Consider the following 15,730-nt stretch of genomic DNA (forward strand, 5'->3'; position numbering starts at 1 on the left):
TGATGCATCCGGCCCTCCGACGTAGCACGATTGGGGAATGGTCGACACGTCGAAACCCACCGCTGCAGTCCCCACCGCCCCCGACGCGGTCCTCGAAGCGTTGCGGGGAGCAGTCGCGTCGGTGGAGGCCGCCGTCGTGCGTCTCGAAGGCGACGACGCGGCGCCCGGAACCGTCGACCGCGTGCTCGACCTGGCCGGTGCAGAGCCGGCCGGCGACATCGTCGCGACCCACAATGCTCTGACCAGGGCGGCATCGATCGTCGACCACACGGGCGGTCTGCCCGACCGGGACTGGCAGGCGATCGCCGACCTCGGGGAGGTCCTCGCCCGGACGGTGACGCGGCTGCGCGGGCACGTCTCGTCGTCGCTCGACGATCTCGGACTCGACGCGGCGGTGGGTGAGCACGTCGAACTGCTGCAGAAGGTCGCGGTGGAGGAGGCGCTGGGGGAGACGCTGCAGTTGCTCGTGATCGTCGAGGACTGCCTGTTCCTGTGGCATCGCGTGCATCTGGCGCGCACGCCCGACGACGAACTGCGCGACGCGCTGGCCTCTGCCCGTCAGGTCCTGGCCGACCACTTCACGCAGGACGCCGAACTGCTGCGCCGCGCCCGTGCCGCGCTCGCCCGGTTCGCGGAGGGCACCCCGATCGAGGTCGTCCGCCGCCTGTCGTCGGGACGGACGACGAAGGTGCTCGCGGGTCTGCGTCAGGACTTCGACGACTTCCGGTGGGCGTGCCGCGCCGACGAGGCAGGCTGGCTCGACGACGAGGACCCGGTGATCGCCGAGGCTCTGGACTCGATGAGCAGCCCGCTCAAGGCGGTCGGGGGCGTCCTCGGCGACGTGTTCGAGCGCGGGCGGGCGCGGGTGACGGAGACGTGGAGTCGCTCCGACGCTTCGGAATCCTCCGCTTCGGGATCTGCCGATTCCGCAACCGCCGGATCCGACGACCGGCAGTAGACGCTTTCGCACCGCTTCGCGGAGAGTGCTCGGTCCTTATACCTAGATCTGCTAGGGTCACCGTTATCCATAGAACTTCTAGGTATGAGGACGACATGTTCATCGAGAAGGATCTGGTGGCCGCGTCCGCCACCCCGCTCGTGCTCGGCATCCTCGCCGAGGGCGAGTCGTACGGGTACGCGATCATCAAGCGCGTCAACGAGCTGTCACAGGGCCGGATGCAGTGGACCGACGGGATGCTCTATCCCCTCCTGCACCGTCTCGAGCGGGCGGGGCACGTGTCCGCCGCCTGGCGTGTGGCCGACAACGGCCGCCGTCGCAAGCACTACGCCATCACCGACGCGGGCCGCGAGGTCCTCGCCGAACGGGCGGCGCAGTGGACGGTCGTCGCCGAGGCGCTGCATCAGGTGTGGCAGTCGGCCCAGTTGCCTCCCGCCGTCGCGCCGGGGTGGTCGTGATGACACTCGACGCGCATCTCGAGAACCGGATCGCCGGCTGGCGCAGCTACGTCGCCGACCATCGGGTCATCTCGTCCTCGGACATCGACGAGATGGAAGATCATCTGCGGGAACAGATCTCGGATCTCGTGTCGGTCGGACTGTCGGCCGACGAGGCATTCCTCGTCGCGGTCGGCCGGATGGGCGGTCTCGACGAGATCTCCCGCGAGTTCGCCCAGGAACACTCCGACCGGTTGTGGAAGCAACTCGTCCTCTCCGGTGGTGGCCGCGATGAGGAATCCGGAACCCCTCGGCGCCGTAGGGAACTCGCGGTCGTCCTCGCCTGCGCGCTCGGTGCCGGTCTGGCCGTCCGGGCCGGATTCGAATGGCTCCCGGAAACCGCGCTGGTGCGCAACGCCGCCGTGCTCGTGCTGCCCTTCCTCGCACTGTACTTCGCGTGGAAGCGGGAGATGAGCCCGAAGAGCAGTGCGCTCCTTGCCGTTCCGTTCGTCCTCGCGGCGATCGTGCTCAACGTCTTCCCGTTCGAACCGGGCGGCGCCACCGAGATCATCGCGGCGATCCACGCCCCGGTCGCCCTGTGGTTCGTCGTCGGAGCGGCCTACGTGGCGGGGCAGTGGCGATCCCATCGCCGTCGCATGGACTTCGTGCGTTTCACGGGGGAGTGCGCCGTGTACCTGGCGCTGCTCGCGCTCGGCGGCGGCGTGCTCATGGGGCTGACCGCGGGTGCCTTCAGCGCCCTGGGGATCGATATCGAACCGTTCTTCGAACAGTGGATCGTCCCGTTCGGGCCGGCCGGAGCGATCGTCGTCGCGGCCTGGCTCGTCGAGGCGAAACAGCAGGTCGTGGAGAACATCGCTCCCGTTCTCACCCGGGTGTTCACGCCCGTCACGATCCTCATGCTGGTCGCGCTGTTCGTCGCGGTGATCGCGTCCCACAGCGTCCTCGACGTCGACCGGGGCCTGCTGATCCTCATGGACCTGATCCTCGTGCTCGTCCTCGGGCTCCTGCTCTACTCGATCTCCGCCCGCGACCCGCACGCCGCACCGGACGTCTTCGATCTGCTGCAGGTCGTGCTGATCGCCGCGGCGCTCGCCGTCGACCTGCTGATGCTCACCGCGATGGCCACCCGCATCGCCGAGTTCGGTTTCACCGCCAACAAGGTCACCGCCCTCGGCCTGAACCTCGTCCTCCTGGTGAACCTCGTGTGGGCGGCGTGGCTCGGCATCTCGTTCCTGCGGGGTCGCTCCGGTTTCGCGGCGGTCGAGCGGTGGCAGATGCGCTACCTGCCCGTCTACTGCGGGTGGGCGGCACTGGCGGTCGTCGCGATCCCGCCGCTCTTCCGGTTCGTGTGAGCGCTTCCGCCCGCAAGAGCGGCCGGGACCCGGGACTACGGTAGGACCATGCCCAGGACGGACGCGGTGCCCACGTACACGATGAGGCAACTCGCCGCGTTCGTCGCCGTCGCCGAGTGGGGCACCATCACCGCGGCCGCCGACGCGATGCACATGTCCCACTCGGCGCTCTCGTCCGCGATCACCGATCTGGAGAAGGCTCTCGCGGTCAAGCTCCTCGTCCGACAACGCGCGCGGGGCGTCAAGCTCACACCGACCGGTCACGCGGTGCTCGAGCGGGCGAAGATGCTGCTGCACCATGCGAGCGAACTCGAGAGCGACGCGCGGTCGGAGGCAGGCGACATCGTCGGTCCGGTGGCGGTGGGGTGTTATCTCTCCCTCGCGCCGACGCTGTTGCCCGCCCTCATTGCCGAGTTCACCCGCGCCCATCCGCGCGCCGACGTCGACTTCCGCGAGGACACCCAGAACCGTCTGCGGATGTTGCTCGACTCGCACGAGCTCGACGTGGCCTTCCTCTACGACCTCGATCTCGAACCGGGACTCGAGACGGTCACCCTCGACGTGCGCGAGCCGATGGTGCTCGTCTCGGCCGACCATCCGCTCGCCGGAGCCTCGCAGGTACGCCTGCGCGATCTCGCCGACGAGCCCATGGTGCTCCTCGACGCCCCGCCGAGTTCGGGGCACGCTCTGCGGGTGTGCGCGGAGGCCGGCTTCACCCCGTCCATCGCGTACCGGACGCAGACCTTCGAGACGGCACGATCGTTCGTGGGGCGCGGACTGGGGTGGACCCTGCTCGTGCAGCGACCCGCCGTCGACGTCACCTACGAGGGCCGGAAACTCGTCCTGCTGCCCGTCGTCGACCCGACTCCGGAACCGGTGCCGGTCGTGCTCGCGTGGCGCAAGGACGCCCTTCCGAGCCGTGTTGCCCAAACTTTCACGGACTTCGTCGTCGACGTCGCAAGGACCTCGCAGGCACTCTGACGTGGCCGAACGTCCCTATCTACGGATTTTCCGGGGATATTCACCGACTTTGTGCGCTTTGCAAACGATGTGACCGCTCTCATGATTGGTCCCACTGCGTCCGAACGCTCGTTAATCGGATGCCTCGGATCGACCGCCGGAGAGGGCACTGAACATGACAGTCCTTGACTCGACGCCGCAGACGTCGGCAAGAGCCGCACGCAAAGCCGCGCTCGGCAGCTTCGTCGGTACCGCCATCGAGTGGTACGACTTCTTCATCTACGGCACTGCCGCGGCACTCGTGCTCGGCCCGCAGTTCTTCCCCGGCTCGTCCGAGGTCGCCGGAACTCTGGCCGCCTTCGCCACGCTCGCCGTCGGCTTCATCGCGCGCCCCATCGGCGGCGTCGTGATGGGCCACTTCGGCGACCGCATCGGCCGCAAGTCCATGCTCGTCGTCTCCCTGCTGCTGATGGGCTTCGCGACCGTGGCGATCGGCGTGCTCCCGAACTACGCGGCCATCGGCGTCGCGGCACCGATCCTGCTCGTCGCCCTGCGATTCATCCAGGGGCTCGGCGTCGGCGGTGAGTGGGGCGGAGCGGTGCTCGTCGCCACCGAGAACGCCCCGGCCGGCAAGCGCGGCCTCTACGGCGCGGCACCGCAGATCGGTGTGCCGGCGGGTGTGCTCCTCGCGAACCTCGTCTACCTGCCGCTGACCGCCTTCCTCAGCGAGGAGACCTTCAACGCGTGGGGTTGGCGCATCCCGTTCCTCGCCTCGGCGGTGCTCGTCTTCGTCGCCATGTGGATCCGCCTGGGTCTCGAGGAGAGCGAGGAGTTCAAGGCCGCCAAGGACGCCCCCGCGGCCGAGGAGAAGCTGCCGATCCTCGAGGTGCTCACCCAGCACTGGAAGACCGTGCTGCTCGCCGGTGGCACCTTCATCGCCACCAACGGCATCGCCTACGCCTACATGGTCTACGTCCTCAAGTACGGCGAGGCCACGCTCGGGTTCAGCAAGACCACGATGCTCGGGCTGCTCATCGCCTCGTGCCCGTTCTGGATGGCCGGTATGGCCTTCGCGGCCTGGCGCTCGGATCTCGTCGGCCGCCGCACCGTTTACATCCGGTCCTCGGCCGGCCTGGTCGTCGCCGCCGCCCTGTTCTTCCCCCTGATGGACACGGCGCTCCTGCCGGTCATGCTCCTCGCGATGGTCGGCCTCGGCTTCACCCTCGGCTGCTGCGCCGGTCCGCAGTCGGCACTGTTCGCCGAACTGTTCCCCGCCAAGATCCGCTACAGCGGTGCGTCGCTCGGCTACCAGGTCGGCGCGATCCTCGGCGGCGGTCTCGCACCGATGGTGGCGACCTCCCTGTTCGCCGCGACGGGCACCTCGATGTCCATCACCGGTTACTTCGTGCTGATCGCGCTGATCAGCCTCATGAGCATCCTGCTGCTGCGCGTGCCGTCCGCCGGGCACGCGAACACCACCGACTCCCGCCGTTCTCCCGAGGAAGGTGCCTGATCATGTCGACCTACTACCAGCCGCCCAAGTACCCCGCCTCGGAGTTCGAGTCGATGACTCCCGCCGACGAGACGCTGCCCGTCGTCGTGGTCGGTGCCGGACCGGTCGGCATGGCCGTCGCCCTCGGACTGGCCCAGCGCGGTGTGCCCGTCACCATCCTCGAGGCCGCCGATCAGGTGTCCTTCGGCTCGCGCGCCATCTGCATCTCGCGCCACAGCCTCGAGGCCGCCGCCCGCCTCGGCTTCGGCGACGAACTCGAGAAGATCGTGCTGCCGTGGGTCGGCGGTCGCAGCTTCTACCGCGACCAGCAGGTCCTGCACTTCCAGATGCCGCAGCGTGACTTCGACGTCCGCCCGCCCATGATCAACGTCTCCCAGTCTGAGTTCGAGCAGATCATGGTCGACACCATCGAGCAGAACCCCCTCATCACCCTGCACTGGCAGGCGCCGATCGCCGGGATCCTGCGCGGCGAGGACGAGGTCACCCTCGAGGTCGACACCGCCGCCGGCAAGCGGCACCTGCGCGCACGCTGGGTCGTCGCCGCCGACGGTGGCCGCAGCCGCATGCGCGAACTCGCGGGCCTGCGTCTGCAGGGCACCAGCTACGAGGGCCGCTACGTCATCGCCGACATCCACTGGGAGTCCGATCTCCCCGCGGAGCGCATGGTCTGGTTCGACCCGCCGAGCAACCCCGGCTCGACGATCATCATGCACAAGCAGCCCGGCAACATCTGGCGCATCGACTACCAGCTCGACCCGTCCGAGGACGCCGAGATCGAGACGCAGGAGGAGGCGATCCGCGCCCGCATCGCCAAGCACCTCGACTGGCTGCAGAACGACCTGCCGTGGACCCTCGAGTGGAAGGGCTTCTACAGCGCCCGCGCACTCGCCCTCGACGAGTTCACCCACGACCGTCTCCTCTTCGCCGGTGACGCGGCCCATCTCGTGCCGATCTTCGGTGTGCGCGGACTCAACTCGGGCATGGAGGACGCCGAGACCCTCGCGTGGCAGCTCGCCGCGGTCGTGAACGGCAACGCCGAACCCGCCCTGCTGACGGCGTACTCGTTCGAACGCTACAACGCGTGGGAGCAGAACGTCGCCAACGCCGGCAAGTCCACGCTCATCATGAGCCCCGGCAGCCACGGCTACCGCACCACGCGTGACGCGATCCTCGCGCTCGCCGTGGGACGCCCCGAGTTCGGGCACCTGATCAACCCGCGTCAGTCCAGCGCCACGCACGCCCGACTGTCGCCGCTGACCTGGTCGGTCGCCCCCGGCACCGAAGGTGTGCTCCCGGGCGATCCCGTCGAGGACCGCCGGATCCGCATCGCCGGTCGCGAGACGTCGCTGAACGACGCGCGCGGCACCGGATTCGCCGTGCTCGGGGTCGGCCTCGACGCAGCGGGCTCGGCCGCCCTCACCGTCGCCGCGGACGGCCTTGCGCAGGCACTCGCACCCGAGAGCGTCGCAACCCTCGCCGTCGACAGCGCAGAGGTGGACGGTGTGACACTCCTCGACGCGCCCGATCTCGTCGAGGCACTCGGCGCGACGGCCGGTGAGGCCTTCGTGATCCGCCCCGACGGTCTGCTGCTGTGCCGTGTGCCGGTCGCCGACCTGGACGGTGTCGCCGCGTCCCTGCGCTCGGGTGCCGCCCCGGCCGGCGCGGAACTCCCGGCCCGGCCCACCGAGCAGGTCACCGAGGACGACCAGCGTCGTGAGAACGTCTGGCTCGGCCTGTCGACCGCCCTGGACCAGGCCGCCGAGGACGACCGCGAGGGCTTCCTGACGCGACTCGCGCTGGTGCTCGGCTCTCAGGTCGACCGCCGGCAGTTCGAGGAGGCCATCGCGGCCGCCGCGGACACCTCGCCGCTGCGCGTGGAGGAACTCGCCCCGCAGGCCTGAGCGATCACATCGCTCGTATGTCCGCCCCCGGTTGCCCCCTGCTACCGGGGGCGGACTGCTGCGCGGGAACTACCGCAGCGCGTCGAGTGCCTCGTCGATCGGGACGTCACCGTTGTTGAACTCGATGGTGCGTCCCACCGTCCCCGGCCGCTCGAGCACCGCTGCGGCGACGGCCGCGACGTCGGCGCGCGAGACCTGTCCCTTGTCGCTCGCCCCGTGCCCCTCGATCTCGATGCGGCCGGTGGGCGAGTCGAGGGTCAGTGCGCTCGGACCGAGGATCGTCCAGTCGAGGTCGGTGCCCCGCAGATGGGCGTCCGCGGCCGACTTGGCCTCGGCATAGGCGTAGAAGCTGTTGTCCTCGGGGACGCCGTGGTCGGGGCGGGCCCCGAAGTACGACACCATCACGTACCGGCGGACCCCGGCCTCCTGCGCGGCGGTCATCGAGGCGATCGCCGCGTCGCGGTCCACCGCGTAGGTGCGTTCGGGATTCCCTCCGCCCGCCCCCGCGGACCAGACCACCGCGTCGTGGCCGCGCAGCAGCTCGGTGATCTCGGCGATGTCCATCTTCTCGACATCGGCGACGACGGGCGTGCCACCGGCAGCGCGCACATCGTCGGCGTGATCGGGATTGCGGATGAACGCACTGGTCTCGTGACCGGCATCGGCCAGCAGCCGCTCGAGATGCAACGCGACCTTGCCGTGTCCTCCGAAGAGTGCGATTCGTGCCATGGAGACCTCCTGACGATGAAGTGGTTTCCGTGCAGCATGCCCGGAACCGGTCACCGCGAACCGTGACGTCCGCCGCCGGGTGACCCGATCAGGCGATGCGTTCGAGGGCGCGGTCGACGAGATACTCCGCGATCGCCATCGACGAGGTGGCGCCGGGCGACGGGGCGTTGCGCAGGTGCACGACCCGTCCGTGCCCCGTGACGACGAAGTCGTCCTCGAGACCTCCGTCGGAGTTCATCGCCTGGGCGCGGATGCCGCGCGGACCCGGCCGCACGTCGTCGACGGTCAGCCCGGGCATGTACGCGGCCGCATCGGCGACGAACCGTCGAGTGCTGCTCGCCGTGCGCAGTTCCCGGCCCGCTGCGGGCAGGTTGTGGGCGGCGAACCGCCAGAAACCGGGCCAGGCGACGGCGTCGCGCAGATCCCGCCACGATCCGCGCCCGCCGCGATAGGCCTCGCGGCCGGGGGAGAGGAAGGCGTTCGGTCCCACCATCACCTCACCGTCGATCCGGCGGGTGAGATGCACACCGAGGAACGGATAGCGGGGGTCGGGCACCGGATAGATCAACCCGCGCACCTTCGCCGCCGCGTCCGGTTCGAGCAGCAGGTAGTCGCCGAGGAACGGGACGATCCGCGGGTCGCGGGTGTCGCCCGAGGTGTGGGCGAGACGGTCGGACTGCAGTCCCGCGCACGTGATCACCAGGTCGAAGGCCAACTGATCGCCCGGGATGTCGACGACGACCTGCTCGCCCGCCTCGCGGATCGCCGTCACGGCGGTACCGGTCCGCACCGTGCCACCCGCGGCGACGACGTCGTCCGCGAGCGCGCGGGTGACGGCGACGAAATCGATGATCGCCGTGTGCGGGGAGTGCAGGGCTGCGATCCCGACGGCGTGCGGTTCGATCGCGGTGATCTCGTCGGCACCGATGCGCCTGATGCCGGGGACCCCGTTCGCCGTGGCCCGCGAGAAGATCGCGTCGAGCCGGCCGAGTTCCGAGTCGTCGAGGGCGACGACGACCTTGCCGCACTCGTCGTAGGGCAGGCCCTTGGCCGTGGTGAACGTCTGCAACAACTCCACACCGCGCCTGCACAACCGCGCCTTGAGACTGCCGGGCGTGTAGTAGAGGCCGGCGTGGACGACGCCGCTGTTGTGCCCCGTCTGATGCGCGGCGAGCCGGTCCTCCTTCTCGAACAAGGTCACGTCGGCGTCGGAGAGGGCGAGTTGCCGGGCGGTCGCGGCACCGATGATCCCTCCACCGACCACCGCGACGCGAAGGTTGCGAATACTCAAGTGCCGCTCCCTGTTCTCCGCGGATCGTGACGTCCGCCCGCAGTCCGGCGAGTATATGTCGCGACGCTGTGACGACGGGCTCTTCTGTCGGATCGCTCGGCGAAATCCCCCGAGTGAGGGATAGCCGAGGTCACGAACACCGGCCGAGACTGGATCCACGGAATGGAGAGGTTCACCGAGAACCCTCGTCGATCGGATAGTGCCATGAAGAAACATCGTTCATCTCGTTCCATCGCAGTGCTCCTCGCCGCGTGCGTCGCCGTGGCGGTCGGCGGCGTGGCGTCGGCGGTGCCCACACCTGCCCACCTGCACTTCGGTCAGGCCGTGAGCGTCGGTGACGGAACCGCGCGTGCGTACGCCACCGTCGACGAGAACGGTGCCCCGACCGCCGTCGGTATCCGCTTCTCGCCGGCGGCCCTCGACGGACTGCCCGATGTCGACGGGATGTACATGCTGCACCTGCCCGCTCAGGCATCCGACACGGTGTTCGACCACGTCATGCTGAACTGGAACCCGCGCGGACACGACCCCACCGTGCTGTTCGGGAAGCCCCATTTCGACATGCACTTCTACATGACCGACATGGCGTCGATCGAAGCAATCGACCCGGCCGCACCGGATTACGCCGCTCGCGCGGAACGATTCCCGGACCCGAAGTACATGCCGAGCGACTACGTGACCCCGCCGGGGATGCTCGCATCGCAACTCGCGGTGCCGTTGATGGGTGTGCACTGGCTCGACATCACGGAAGGAATGGTCCCGGGTGTCTACGACTTCACCGAGACCTTCGTCAACGGATCGTGGGACGGCGACTACACGTTCATGGAACCCATGATCACGCGGGAGTGGTTGCTGACCCGTCCGACGATCCGCGAACAGATCAAGTTGCCGGCCGCCTATCAGCACTCGGCCTGGTATCCCACCGTCTACAGCGTCGGATTCGACGAGCAGGCGCAGGAATACGACATCGCCCTCGGAGGGATGGTCCCGCGTCAGGCATCCTGACGCATTGTTCATGAAAACCGTTGCAGTACACCAGTAACAGCAACTACGACACCGATCCGAACGGAGGAAAGTCATGCCCGTAACCGAGGAATCCGTCGTCATCGACAAGCCCGTCGACGAAGTCTTCGCCTTCTTCGCCGACCCGGAGAACGCCCCGGTCTACATGACGAACGTCATGGACTACGAGCTGGTCTCGGGTGAGGGCGGCAAGGAGGGATCCGTCTCGCGCGCCACCGTCAAGGTTGCCGGACGGCGGATCGAACTCACCGAGGAACTGGCCCGGGTCGAGCCCGGCAGAGCCCAGCACCGCCGCAGTGTGAAGAGCCCGATCCGGTACGAGACCGTCTATCGCTTCGAGCCGGTGGAGACGGGAACCCGCGTCACTTTCCACCAGGACACCGAGGACGTCGGGAACTTCTTCGGCAGGTTCACCCAGCCGGTCGTGGAGAAGCTGTACGCGCGCGATGTGCGGAACAACCTCGAACATGCGAAACAGCTTCTGGAGGAGGGAGATACGATCGAAGGGGGATGCGAAGGATCGACCGGCACCTACCGGACAGGTGCCGGTCCTTCGCGTGTTCGTCAGTGGTCGACGAGCGTCAACACCCGGTCGGCGGCAGTCGATGCACCGTCGACGGTGCGGAGCCGGGCTCCGAGTTGTGTTGCAGCCGTGCGATGACCGTCGTCGGTCAGCAGACTCGCGAGAGCCGCGCGTATCTGTTCGGGCGAGGCGGTCTTCCGCAGGCGGATGCCCGCCCCGGTCTTCGCGACCTCACGACCGATGATCGCCTGATCCGTCACCGCCGACATGGGCATGATCAGTATCGGAAGTCCGTGTGCGAGAGCCCGGAAGGCCGTCGCGTGCCCGCCGTGCCCGACGACCGCCGAGCAGGTCGGCATCAGTTCGTGGTGCGGGACGTACCGATGGACGGTCGCATTGGGCGGTACACGCAATCCGGTGGGATCGATCGCCGGCCCGGTCGTGACGACGAACTCGGCGTCCATCTCCGCCGCGGCGTCGAAGATGTTCTGGTAGGTGCGGCGCTGGCCGGGGAAACCGGCGGTGCTCAGGCTGACCAGCACGCGCGGCGGTGTTCGTCCGACCGCCGCGGCCTTCGCGTCGTGGATCGCACCGGTCCAGGTCATCGAGCCGTCCGTGCGCCGTCGCGCGGCCGGGTCGAGCATTCGGTCCGAGCACACGAGTCGCATGTCGGCCTGTTCCCACAGTCGCTTCGGCCCCAGGCCGCGTAGTCGCGAACCGATCCCGAACGGTCCGTGCCGGAACGCGCCGTCGAATGCGGCGAAGAAGGAATGGAACAGCACCACGTGCGGCACCCCGGTACGCGCCGCAGCGTCCTGGGCGTTGAACAGCATGCAGTCGACGATCACCAGATCGGTCGGCTCCCGGGTGATCTCGTCCTCCACATCCCGCGCGACGGCGCGGTCGGTCATCATGGCGTAGCCCATGGTCAGCACTTTCGGGGTGCTCAGTTCTACGTGGGGAGTCCAGGTCGGCGAGTGCCGGTAGCCGCAGAAGACGAGACCGGCGTCCTCCGCGACCTTCCGTTGCGATTCGTGACCGAGAACCCGAACGTGATGTCCGCGGCGGTGCAACTCGCATCCGAGTGCTGCTTCGGGCGGGTAGTTCCCACCGCCTTCCAGGGTGACGATCAGGATGCGTGCCACGGTTCACCTCTTCCGATGTGCACCGACCGGGTCGTTCGTCGGCGCCGGTTTCTCGACGAACCACCCGTCCGGCCCGATCTCCGTACCGATCCGGGGGAGGCAGTGCGTGAAGAACAATCGTGCGACGAGTTCCTGGCGACTGTTCACACCCGTCTTCGCATAGATGCTCTTCAGATGGTCCTGCACGGTGTACGGACTGATGAACAGTCCACGGGCGATCTCGGTGCGTGTCTCTCCCGCGAGAACACGGGCGAGGACATCGGTCTCCCGTTCCGTGAGACCGTGCAGGGCGGCGGTGAGAGCCACGAGCTGACCGGGTTGTGCGGGTTCGATCGCGACGACGATCCGGGCCGATTCCCCTCGGCCGTCCAGCGACCCGGCCCGCAGGACGAGCCACTGACCGTCCTCCGTACGGACACGGACGACGCGCGCAGCGGAACCCTCGTAGCGGAAGCGGACGGCGACGACCACGGCGGGGAGCATGAAGGAAGCTTGGGTGCCGAGTCGCTCGAGATACTCCACCGCCTGGGGAGTGGCCGATTCGATCTCGTTGTCCGCGCCCACCACCACGACCGCGGGACCGGAACCGCCGGGCGATGCGTCCGCCGCGAGGCGAGGGGATTCGCGGAGCAACGACAACCGCAGTCCGTCGCTGATCTCGCCCACACATCCTGCGAGCGCTGCCACGTCGTCGGCGTCGAAGCGCCGGCCGGGGCCGCGCATGAGAGCGCCGCCGCCCCAGATGCGGCCGTCACGACCCCGGAAGACGAGGCGCACCTCGTCGTCCATTCCCTGCGGTTCCAGGATCTCGCTGTAGGGCAGGGAATCGCGGAGGTCGCCGTCGATCGCCTCGCGGATCGTCTGCACACCGGTACGTGTCCGGGCGAGCCTGCCGTAGGTGTTCGCGAAGCGCGACGTGCCGTATTCGATGTGCGCCACCGTCTCCGCAGCACGACCGGACGGATCGTCGGCGTCGACCATGGTCACGGCCGTGAACAACATGCTCGCCGGATCGACGAGGGCGATGCATCCGATGTCGTAACGGATGCGCCGCCGGATCGTGTCGAGGACGGCGTGCCGGAACTCGGCCGGGTCGGCGGTTCCGAGTGCGATGTCCCGAACCTCGCTGCGGAGCGCCGACGCCTGCCGTGACGCGGTCATGCTTTCAGTATGTGCTGGTCACGGTCGCTCCGGCACCTTTCGGTGCGGGACGAACGACGCATATACGGCGAATGCCGTCCCCGATCGGTGAATCGGGGACGGCATTGTCCGGAACGGGACGAATTCCTCTGCGGCGCTGTGTGAGTGCTCAGCGATTGCGGTCGGAGCTGTAGCCCCAGAGCCAGTCCGTGTACTTGTAGCTCGAGGTGTCGCGGGTGCGGAACAGCTCGTTGCGGGCCTCGCGACCGGCACCGTCGAGGTGCCACAGGTCGCCCCACATGCGTCCGGTGGTGAGGATGCGGTTGCAGCGCGGTGCGCGTTCGGCGTTGACGTCCTTCAGGATCTTCGGCCAGTTCGCGCTGTCGCCCTGCAGGTCCTCGGCGGCGTAGTCGGCGAAGCACTTCGCATCCTCGAGCGCCATGACGGCACCGGAGGCGAGGTACTGCAGCGGCGGGTGCGCGGCGTCGCCGAGCAGGATCATCCGGCCGTCGACCCAGTTGTCGATCGGGTTGCGGTCGAACATCGGCCACCAGCGATCGGTCCACAGGTACTTCAGCGCGGTCTGCACGCTCTCGTGGCAGTGGTCGTAGGCGTGCGCGAGTTCCTCGGGGCTGCCCCACTTCTCCTCACCGCGGAGGAATGCGGGGGACTGGAAGACCGCCACCTGGTTGAGCATCTCGCCCTGGCGCAGCGGGTACTGGATGAAGTGGCAGCGCGGGCCGATGTAGCCCACGACGTCCTCGATCTCTTCCTCGAGCGGAACCTCGTTCATCGGGAAGGTGCCGCGGAAGGCGACGTAACCCGAGCCGACGGGCTGGTCGTCGGACAGCTTCGGACGCAGGCGCGAGTGCAGGCCGTCCATGCCGAGTGCGACGTCGCCGACGTGCTCCTCACCGTTCTCCAGGATCACCCGCACGGTGTCGCCCTCGGTGATCACGTCGGTCACCGTGGAGTTCGTCCGCAGATCCGCTCCGGCCTTGCGGGCGGCCTCGACGAGCACCGAGTGCAGATCCGAGCGGTGCACGACGAAGTACACACCGCCGTAGTGCTGCTGGTAGTCGCGTCCGAGATCGACCTTCGTGAGGATCTCCGCGGTCACGGCGTCACGGAAGACGAGGTTCTTGGGCAGCACGCCCTTCGCGATGACCTCGTCGTAGACACCGAGCGATTGCAGGATGCGCGAGCCGTGCGGGCCGATCTGGAGTCCTGCGCCCACCTCACCGAACTCGGGGGCACGCTCGAACAGCGTGACCTGGGCGCCCTTCTGCGCGAGAGCGAGGGCATTGGCGACACCGCCGATGCCGCCACCGGCAATGAGAACTCGAGCGTCCTTCAGATCGGACATGACACTCCTTCGGATCGTGTGAAGCAGAGGGGAACGGGGCGCGGTCAGCGCGTATCGATCGCGGCGCGATCGGCCGCGGTGCGATCAGTGAGCGGAGACCGGGCGGAGCGATTCGTGGCGTGCGGGGAACTTCTTCCAGATCACCGTCAGCAGCAGCGACGAGATCAGGGCGCTGACACCGAAGAGGACGAAGTTCGAGTGGGCACCGAGGCCGGCGGCGAGCAGCCAGCCACCGATCTGCGGGGCCGCGACGGCACCGATGCGTCCGACACCGAGGGCCCAGCCGAGAGCGGTACCGCGCAGGTGGTCGGGATAGTAGGACGCGACCGCGGCGATGATCAGTGCCTGCGTGCCGTGGGTGCCCACACCGGCGAGGACGAAGATCAGGTAGACCGCGGCGACCGGCGGGTCGAGCAGCAGGGTCAGCAGGGCGACGCCGGCGATGAGTGCGGCGATGATGCTGGTGGGGACCGAACCCCAGCGGACGCCGCCCCAGGCGGTGATGAACGAACCGGCGACGGCGCCGAGGTTCAGGGCCAGGGAGAACGTGAGGGCGTTGCCGAGATCGGTGCCCTCGCCCTGCATGAGCTTGGGCAGCCAGGTGCCGAGGCCGTACCAGGCGAGCAGGGTCACGACGGTGACGGCCGCGAACATGATGCTGACGGTGCGGAAACGCGAGCCGAGCAGTTCCTTGAAACCACCCGCGGAGTTGTCCGGATGGGCGTTCGAGACGGCGTGCTTCGGCAGCACCTTGATCGCCAGCGGGACGAGGACGAGCAGGGGGATCAGCGCGAACGCGAACATCGGGCGCCAGCCCCAGTTGGGGATGACCGGGATGCCGATGAGGGCGGCGATCGAGCCGCCGATCGGGACGCCCGACATCATCATCGTCGCGACCGCGGCGCGCCACTTGTCCGGCACCAGTTCGGCGGCAAGAGCGTTCGACGTCGGTACGAGTCCGCCGAGTCCGATACCGGCGACGAGGCGCAGGAGACCGAAGATCACGGGCCCGGGCGCCACCGCACACAAGGCCGTGAAGACGGAGAGGACGACGACGCAGCCGATGACGGCGTTCTTGCGTCCGATCGCGTCGGAGAGTCGGCCGGCGAGGACCGCGCCGATCATCATGCCCACGAACGCCAGGCTTCCGAGGGTACCGGCGGTGGAGGCGCTGATGCCCCACTCGCCCTGGAGGCTCGATATGACGTTGCCGTAGACGATGAGGTCGTAGCCGTCGAACACGACGAACAGCCAGCAGACGATCACCGCCATGACGTGAGCACGGGGGAGTGTGATGTTGCCTCCGGCCCGCGTCGGTGAAGCCTCGTTCTCCAGATGCATTCTTCAACGGTGGGCGCGCGCCGCCCGGCG

At 68.3% G+C, this 15,730-nt stretch carries 14 protein-coding genes; 8 read left to right on the plus strand and 6 right to left on the minus strand.

The annotated features are described in order from the left end of the window. Positions 1 to 37: 37 nt before the first annotated feature. The 6 genes from B9C99_RS01365 (at position 38) to B9C99_RS01390 (ending at position 7,142) form a co-directional block, all read left to right on the plus strand. Positions 38 to 958: a hypothetical protein gene (locus B9C99_RS01365; RefSeq protein WP_088896723.1), complete on the plus strand. Its 921-nt coding sequence runs from the start codon at positions 38 to 40 to the stop codon at positions 956 to 958. 95 nt (positions 959 to 1,053) lie between these two features. Further along, positions 1,054 to 1,416, plus strand: a complete 363-nt coding sequence (locus tag B9C99_RS01370; protein WP_016691962.1) for a PadR family transcriptional regulator — start codon at positions 1,054 to 1,056, stop codon at positions 1,414 to 1,416. Continuing rightward, on the plus strand, positions 1,416 to 2,768 hold the full coding sequence (locus B9C99_RS01375) for a permease prefix domain 1-containing protein (RefSeq protein WP_088896804.1): 1,353 nt from the start codon (positions 1,416 to 1,418) through the stop codon (positions 2,766 to 2,768). The genes B9C99_RS01370 and B9C99_RS01375 overlap by 1 nt, the downstream gene beginning before the upstream one ends. A 48-nt stretch (positions 2,769 to 2,816) precedes the next feature. Further along, entirely contained in the window at positions 2,817 to 3,749 is a 933-nt protein-coding gene (locus B9C99_RS01380; protein WP_026061793.1) for a LysR family transcriptional regulator, read from the plus strand. A gap of 154 nt (positions 3,750 to 3,903) precedes the next feature. Continuing rightward, positions 3,904 to 5,241: an MFS transporter gene (locus tag B9C99_RS01385; protein WP_088896724.1), complete on the plus strand. Its 1,338-nt coding sequence runs from the start codon at positions 3,904 to 3,906 to the stop codon at positions 5,239 to 5,241. A 2-nt stretch (positions 5,242 to 5,243) separates the two neighbouring features. After that, on the plus strand, positions 5,244 to 7,142 hold the full coding sequence (locus B9C99_RS01390; protein ID WP_088896725.1) for an FAD-dependent monooxygenase: 1,899 nt from the start codon (positions 5,244 to 5,246) through the stop codon (positions 7,140 to 7,142). Between the two features lie 69 nt (positions 7,143 to 7,211). Here the strand turns inward: B9C99_RS01390 and B9C99_RS01395 are convergent, their stop codons facing one another. Together B9C99_RS01395 and lhgO are read right to left on the minus strand one after the other, a co-directional pair. After that, entirely contained in the window at positions 7,212 to 7,871 is a 660-nt protein-coding gene (locus B9C99_RS01395; RefSeq protein WP_016695633.1) for an SDR family oxidoreductase, read from the minus strand. A gap of 88 nt (positions 7,872 to 7,959) precedes the next feature. Next, positions 7,960 to 9,156, minus strand: coding sequence for an L-2-hydroxyglutarate oxidase (gene lhgO / locus B9C99_RS01400; protein ID WP_026061792.1), 1,197 nt, complete (start codon positions 9,154 to 9,156; stop codon positions 7,960 to 7,962). Between the two features lie 210 nt (positions 9,157 to 9,366). On the opposite strand from lhgO, the gene B9C99_RS01405 reads away from it, so the two are divergent. Both B9C99_RS01405 and B9C99_RS01410 read left to right on the plus strand, forming a co-directional pair. Beyond that, on the plus strand, positions 9,367 to 10,167 hold the full coding sequence (locus tag B9C99_RS01405) for a DUF5602 domain-containing protein (RefSeq protein ID WP_026061791.1): 801 nt from the start codon (positions 9,367 to 9,369) through the stop codon (positions 10,165 to 10,167). Positions 10,168 to 10,240: 73 nt separating this feature from the next. Further along, a complete protein-coding gene (locus B9C99_RS01410; protein WP_253249935.1) occupies positions 10,241 to 10,846 on the plus strand; it encodes an SRPBCC family protein in 606 nt (201 codons plus the stop codon). On the opposite strand, the gene B9C99_RS01415 is transcribed toward B9C99_RS01410, so the two are convergent. From B9C99_RS01415 to B9C99_RS01430, 4 genes are all read right to left on the minus strand, one after another. Further along, the gene (locus B9C99_RS01415) at positions 10,750 to 11,853 is read right to left on the minus strand and encodes a glycosyltransferase (RefSeq protein ID WP_016695629.1); all 1,104 of its coding nucleotides are present in this window, start codon (positions 11,851 to 11,853) and stop codon (positions 10,750 to 10,752) included. The genes B9C99_RS01410 and B9C99_RS01415 overlap by 97 nt on opposite strands. 3 nt (positions 11,854 to 11,856) lie before the next feature. Beyond that, positions 11,857 to 13,014, minus strand: a complete 1,158-nt coding sequence (locus B9C99_RS01420; RefSeq protein ID WP_088896726.1) for a helix-turn-helix transcriptional regulator — start codon at positions 13,012 to 13,014, stop codon at positions 11,857 to 11,859. 148 nt (positions 13,015 to 13,162) lie between these two features. Then, positions 13,163 to 14,359: an FAD-dependent monooxygenase gene (locus tag B9C99_RS01425; protein ID WP_016695627.1), complete on the minus strand. Its 1,197-nt coding sequence runs from the start codon at positions 14,357 to 14,359 to the stop codon at positions 13,163 to 13,165. An 84-nt stretch (positions 14,360 to 14,443) separates the two neighbouring features. Continuing rightward, positions 14,444 to 15,631 carry an aromatic acid/H+ symport family MFS transporter gene (locus B9C99_RS01430; RefSeq protein ID WP_232622241.1) on the minus strand — a complete coding sequence of 396 codons (1,188 nt, stop codon included), beginning with the start codon at positions 15,629 to 15,631 and terminating at the stop codon, positions 14,444 to 14,446. Positions 15,632 to 15,730: the final 99 nt, after the last annotated feature.

This window comes from Rhodococcus sp. BUPNP1 (assembly GCF_002215235.1).
Taxonomy (GTDB): domain Bacteria; phylum Actinomycetota; class Actinomycetes; order Mycobacteriales; family Mycobacteriaceae; genus Rhodococcus.

Excerpts from the sequence above, each read along its gene's own strand:
- B9C99_RS01365 (WP_088896723.1), top strand. The coding sequence starts at position 38 with ATGGTCGACACGTCGAAACCCACCGCTGCAGTCCCCACCGCCCCCGAC.
- B9C99_RS01370 (WP_016691962.1), top strand. The coding sequence starts at position 1,054 with ATGTTCATCGAGAAGGATCTGGTGGCCGCGTCCGCCACCCCGCTCGTG.
- B9C99_RS01375 (WP_088896804.1), top strand. The coding sequence starts at position 1,416 with ATGACACTCGACGCGCATCTCGAGAACCGGATCGCCGGCTGGCGCAGC.
- B9C99_RS01380 (WP_026061793.1), top strand. The coding sequence starts at position 2,817 with ATGCCCAGGACGGACGCGGTGCCCACGTACACGATGAGGCAACTCGCC.
- B9C99_RS01385 (WP_088896724.1), top strand. The coding sequence starts at position 3,904 with ATGACAGTCCTTGACTCGACGCCGCAGACGTCGGCAAGAGCCGCACGC.
- B9C99_RS01390 (WP_088896725.1), top strand. The coding sequence starts at position 5,244 with ATGTCGACCTACTACCAGCCGCCCAAGTACCCCGCCTCGGAGTTCGAG.
- B9C99_RS01395 (WP_016695633.1), bottom strand. The coding sequence starts at position 7,871 with ATGGCACGAATCGCACTCTTCGGAGGACACGGCAAGGTCGCGTTGCAT.
- B9C99_RS01405 (WP_026061791.1), top strand. The coding sequence starts at position 9,367 with ATGAAGAAACATCGTTCATCTCGTTCCATCGCAGTGCTCCTCGCCGCG.
- B9C99_RS01410 (WP_253249935.1), top strand. The coding sequence starts at position 10,241 with ATGCCCGTAACCGAGGAATCCGTCGTCATCGACAAGCCCGTCGACGAA.
- B9C99_RS01420 (WP_088896726.1), bottom strand. The coding sequence starts at position 13,014 with ATGACCGCGTCACGGCAGGCGTCGGCGCTCCGCAGCGAGGTTCGGGAC.
- B9C99_RS01425 (WP_016695627.1), bottom strand. The coding sequence starts at position 14,359 with ATGTCCGATCTGAAGGACGCTCGAGTTCTCATTGCCGGTGGCGGCATC.
- B9C99_RS01430 (WP_232622241.1), bottom strand. The coding sequence starts at position 15,631 with ATGGCGGTGATCGTCTGCTGGCTGTTCGTCGTGTTCGACGGCTACGAC.